Raw genomic sequence first — 4,695 nt, forward strand, 5'->3', positions numbered from 1 at the left:
AGCGAAGAAAGCCTGGAAGACTGCCATTACAAAGGTGCCAAGGATACGCTTACCATGTATTATAATTTCAATCCCGATTCGGACCTGCTAACGGGCAAGGGGCTGGTAATTGGTGGCAGCCACACCATTAACCAGGTAAATGAAGAGGTCCATTATGGCGACCTGAGTGCTGTGCTCCTGCAAAACTCCCCCGCCTGGGGGCAATGGATCCGCACACCCGAACTCTCTATTGCCCTGATGGATGAATGGGAAACCAAAATTGAAAAGCTGGCTGAAACCACCATCGCGGAAAACGTTACTTCTATTTCGGGCGTGCCTACCTGGACAATGGTGCTGTTTAAAAGAATACTCGAAATTACAGGCAAAAGCTGTATTGCCGAAGTATGGCCCTCACTAGAGCTGTATATCCACGGCGGTGTTTCGTTTACCCCTTACCGAGAGCAATTCAAAAAAATTATAGGAAAGGATATTTACTATATAGACAGCTATAATGCCAGCGAAGGCTTTTTTGCAGCGCAGGATAAACCGGGTGAAGATGGCATGCTGCTGTACCTTGACCACGGGGTATTTATGGAGTTCATGCCTTTTGAGGAATATGGAAAAGAGGACCCCCGGACCGTTGGACTGAAAGATGTGGAAACCGGTAAAAATTATGCGCCTGTGATCAGTACCAACGGCGGGCTGTGGCGCTACCTGCTGGGCGATACCATCCAGTTTACAACACTGTACCCTTTCAGGATCAAAGTAAGCGGAAGGCTAAAACATTTTATCAATGCTTTTGGCGAAGAAGTGATTGTAGACAACACCGATAAAGCGGTTTCCATGGCATGCGAAAAAACGGGCGCCATTGTAAATGATTATACAGCCGCCCCCGTTTACTTCAGCGATAATGGAAACGGCGCACACGAATGGCTGGTGGAGTTTGATAAGGAACCTGCCAGCCTGGATCATTTTACCATTGAATTAGATAAGGCGCTGCAAAGCATAAACAGCGATTATGAGGCAAAGCGCTATAAAGACATTGCCCTGCATCAACCCCTGCTTCATATAATGCCTAAAGGATTATTTAACGAGTGGTTGAAAAGCAAAGGCAAACTGGGCGGACAGCATAAAGTACCCCGGCTAAGCAATGAGCGTTCGATCATTGAGGAAATTCTCGGGTTCAAATCATAACCCGTTGTTCCTGATCCATGCTTACTTTACATTCTTTCTGTTATCTTGCAATATTAATTAAGAAACCTTCATGAAATTACTCAGTAACAAAGTAGCGATTGTAACCGGAGGCGCCCGGGGTATCGGGGAAGCCATTGCGCTTAAGCTTGCAGAACACGGAGCCCACGTTGCCTTTACTTACGTGAGCAACAGCAGCAAAGAAAAAGCCGCAGCGCTGCAGGAAAAATTACAGGCGTTGGGTGTAAAGGCAAAAGCATACCAAAGCAATGCCGGCGATTTTGCACAGAGTGAGTCCTTCGTAAACGATGTGCTCAAAGAATTTGGCGCCATTGATATTTGTGTTAACAATGCAGGCATTTCAAAAGATAACCTCTTGCTCCGCATGTCGGCAGAACAATGGGACGAAGTAATAAATACCAACCTGAAGAGTGTGTTTAACATGACCAAACAGGTTATACGGCCCATGATGAAAGCCAAAACCGGCAGCATCATCAACATGAGCTCTATCATTGGCATTACGGGCAATGCCGGACAAAGCAGCTATGCGGCCAGCAAAGCAGGCATTATCGGGTTTACCAAAAGCATCGCAAAAGAAATGGGCAGCCGCAATATCCGCTGTAATGCTATAGCGCCCGGCTTTATTGAAACCGATATGACAGGCTACCTTAAAGAAGGCGATGCTGCGGAAAAATACAAAAGCAGCATACCCCTTGGCCGTTTTGGAACAGGCGAAGACATTGCAGATGTAGTGCTCTTTTTGGCCAGCGACCGGAGCAGCTATATAACCGGTCAGGCAATAAGCGTTTGCGGCGGATTGAACACTTAGCGACTTTTTTTACTTTGCTTCTTCCTATATGCAACTCATCTTATACAGACAACGTCTGAAAGAATATAAAATTGATTGCATATGAGATACTTCCTCTTACAAACCGATGACCTGCTGAGCAAAGGAAGCGGCATCGCCACCAAATTCATTGACCTGGCTATTGCATATACGCCAAAGATCCTGGGGGCGATCATTTTTTTCCTTATCGGCAACTGGATCATTGGCAGGCTGGGGATACTGCTTCGCAAAACCCTTACTGCGCGAAAGTTTGATCATTCCCTTCAATCCTTTCTCGTTTCATTTTTTAAGATTACCTGCCAGGTTTTATTGGTCATAACCATTTTTGGTATACTGGGTGTAAACACCTCTTCATTTGCGGCATTGATTGTTGGAGCGGGCATTGCTATCGGCTCCGCGCTGAACGGCACGCTGGGTAATTTCGCAGGCGGAGTTATGATGCTGATATTCAAACCCTTTAAAATAGGCGATATTATTGAAGCACAGGGTTCTACGGGAACAGTTACAGACCAGGGTGTATTTAATACCACCTTGCTTACCCCGGATAATAAAACTGTTATCCTGCCCAATGGACCACTTTCTACCGGGGTGATCACCAATTTCAATACACATGGAAACCTGCGTGTTGATCTGAGTTTGGCCATAGCACTCGACATACCGGTAGAAAAAGCACGTACCGTGGCCATCGAAGCCATGTTACAGCATCCTAAAGTGTTAAAAGAGCCCAGGCCCGAAGTAAGTGTGCTGAAAATAGGAGATGGCATGACAACATTGGCCATTCGTCCTTATACCACACAGTCCGATTACTGGGATGTATATTTTGGCGTACAGGAATCAGTAAAGGCCGCCTTTGATGCAAATGGCATTGCCGCACCCATACCACGCAGGCTGATTATACAAACGCAATAAATATTGATCATTAACACACCAAAAGCTCCGCTTGTTTGCGGGGCTTATTTTTTGCCGTATCCGGGCCTATCTTTGCACCTGCAATTAAAACATGAAAAAATGAACAAGAAATACAAAGACATTTTTACCGCCACCCTATGGCTTACAACAGCATTCGCCGGAACCGCATATGCTGCGCCTGTTCCTTTAAAGATTTTAACAGGCCTTATTTCGGCAACGGCCCCGTTTCAGCGAGTAACCGATACGGTGCATTATCCCGAAGAAAAGCATTTTAAAAATATACAGCAGCTTACCTTTGGCGGCGACAACGCCGAAGCATACTGGAGCTACGATGGCAAATACCTTGTTTTTCAGCGGACCAGTACAAAGGACGGGCTGAACTGCGACCAGATATTTATAGGCAAAGTACCGCAGCAAAGCGGCGAAAAATTTGAATATAAGCTGGTGAGCACAGGTAAAGGCAGAACCACATGCCCCTTCTTTACCAAAGACGGCAAACACATTATTTATGCTTCAACGCACCGCAGCGCAGACAGTTGCCCGCCTGTGCCCGACAGGAAAAAATATGGCAACAAATACATTTGGCCGCTGTACGACAGCTACGATATTTTTATGGCCGACCTGGACGGGAAAATTGTAAAACAGCTTACCCATGCCAAAGGATACGATGCGGAAGCCACTCTTTCGCCGGATGGCAACCAAATGATCTATACAAGTGATAAGGACGGAGACCTTGAGCTTTATATTATGGATCTGCGGTCGGGAAAGGAAAAAAGAATTACACATACACTGGGCTACGATGGCGGTGCATGGTTCAGCCCGGACGGAAAGAAAATAATATGGCGTGCATCAAGGCCTAAAACAGAAGCCGAAATAAAAGAATACAAAGAGCTGCTTGCCGAAAGTCTTGTAGCGCCAACAAGCATGGAAGTATGGGTGGCCAACGCTGATGGCAGCAATGCCCGGCAGGTCACCTCATTCGGCCAGGCCAACTGGGCCCCTGCTTTTATGCCCGACAGCAAACGGATCATTTTTGCATCCAACCATGAATATAAAAGAGGATTCCCTTTTAATTTGTATACCATCAATGAAGACGGGACCGACCTGCAAAAGATCAGCCGCGACAAAGGATTTGATGCTTTTCCCATGTTCTCTCCCGACGGTAAAAAAATTGTTTTTTGCAGTAACCGCAGCAATGGCGGCACAAGAGATACCAATATTTTTATAGCAGATTGGGTGGAATAACGAAGTGCGCCAAAGCCATCGCCGTTAAATGGTCCATTGGTCGTGCACTATGCCAACCAGGTACATTTTGTTTATTTAAATTTAATTACGGCAACGGAAAATGCATTGAGCCTGATGGTTTCCCCGGACAATTGTTTTTTCGCAGGTTCATTTTCTCCGGTCGTTATATCTACATAGCTCATTTCCGAACCTTTTGCTCCTGCAGGCAACTGAAGCGCTATCTCCTCCTGCTGTTTATTGATCAGCAAAAGCTTCCTGCCTGCTTTGGTAATAAATGCCTGTGTAGCCAACCCTGGTATATTTGAATGTGTTTGCACGAGCTTATCACCGGGTCCAAAATTATTTTTGAGTAGTTTCAGTACCCAAAAGCGTGCATTGGGTTTCCCGTTCTCCCAGTTCATCATGCTCACCGATGGAAACTGGGTAGGATATCCCACGAGTTGGGATTCACCCGCAGCATCAATGCCAATTTTCGCCAGCTCAAGATAAATATAAGCATACATGGCTCCCGATAAGTTCCAGTA

General features: G+C 46.0%; 4 protein-coding genes and 1 pseudogene. 4 read left to right on the top strand and 1 reads right to left on the bottom strand.

Going from position 1 to position 4,695, the window contains the following annotated elements; translation table 11 throughout:
- The 4 genes from PLH26_RS13065 to PLH26_RS13080 all read left to right on the top strand — a co-directional run.
- The coding region (locus tag PLH26_RS13065; protein ID WP_324586469.1) for a GH3 auxin-responsive promoter family protein at positions 1-1,173 on the top strand (1,173 nt) is incomplete at its 5' end.
- A 70-nt stretch (positions 1,174-1,243) separates the two neighbouring features.
- Positions 1,244-1,999 (top strand): 3-oxoacyl-[acyl-carrier-protein] reductase, encoded by a 756-nt coding sequence (gene fabG / locus PLH26_RS13070; protein ID WP_324586470.1) that lies wholly within the window; start codon positions 1,244-1,246, stop codon positions 1,997-1,999.
- An 81-nt stretch (positions 2,000-2,080) separates the two neighbouring features.
- Positions 2,081-2,926 (top strand): mechanosensitive ion channel family protein, encoded by an 846-nt coding sequence (locus PLH26_RS13075; protein ID WP_324586471.1) that lies wholly within the window; start codon positions 2,081-2,083, stop codon positions 2,924-2,926.
- Between the two features lie 99 nt (positions 2,927-3,025).
- On the top strand, positions 3,026-4,171 hold the full coding sequence (locus tag PLH26_RS13080) for a TolB family protein (RefSeq protein WP_324586472.1): 1,146 nt from the start codon (positions 3,026-3,028) through the stop codon (positions 4,169-4,171).
- A 71-nt stretch (positions 4,172-4,242) separates the two neighbouring features.
- On the opposite strand, the pseudogene PLH26_RS13085 reads toward PLH26_RS13080, so the two are convergent.
- A pseudogene (locus PLH26_RS13085) lies at positions 4,243-4,695 on the bottom strand (glycosyl hydrolase family 39); the annotation flags it as partial.

Source organism: Agriterribacter sp. (assembly GCF_035444585.1).
Lineage (GTDB): Bacteria > Bacteroidota > Bacteroidia > Chitinophagales > Chitinophagaceae > Agriterribacter.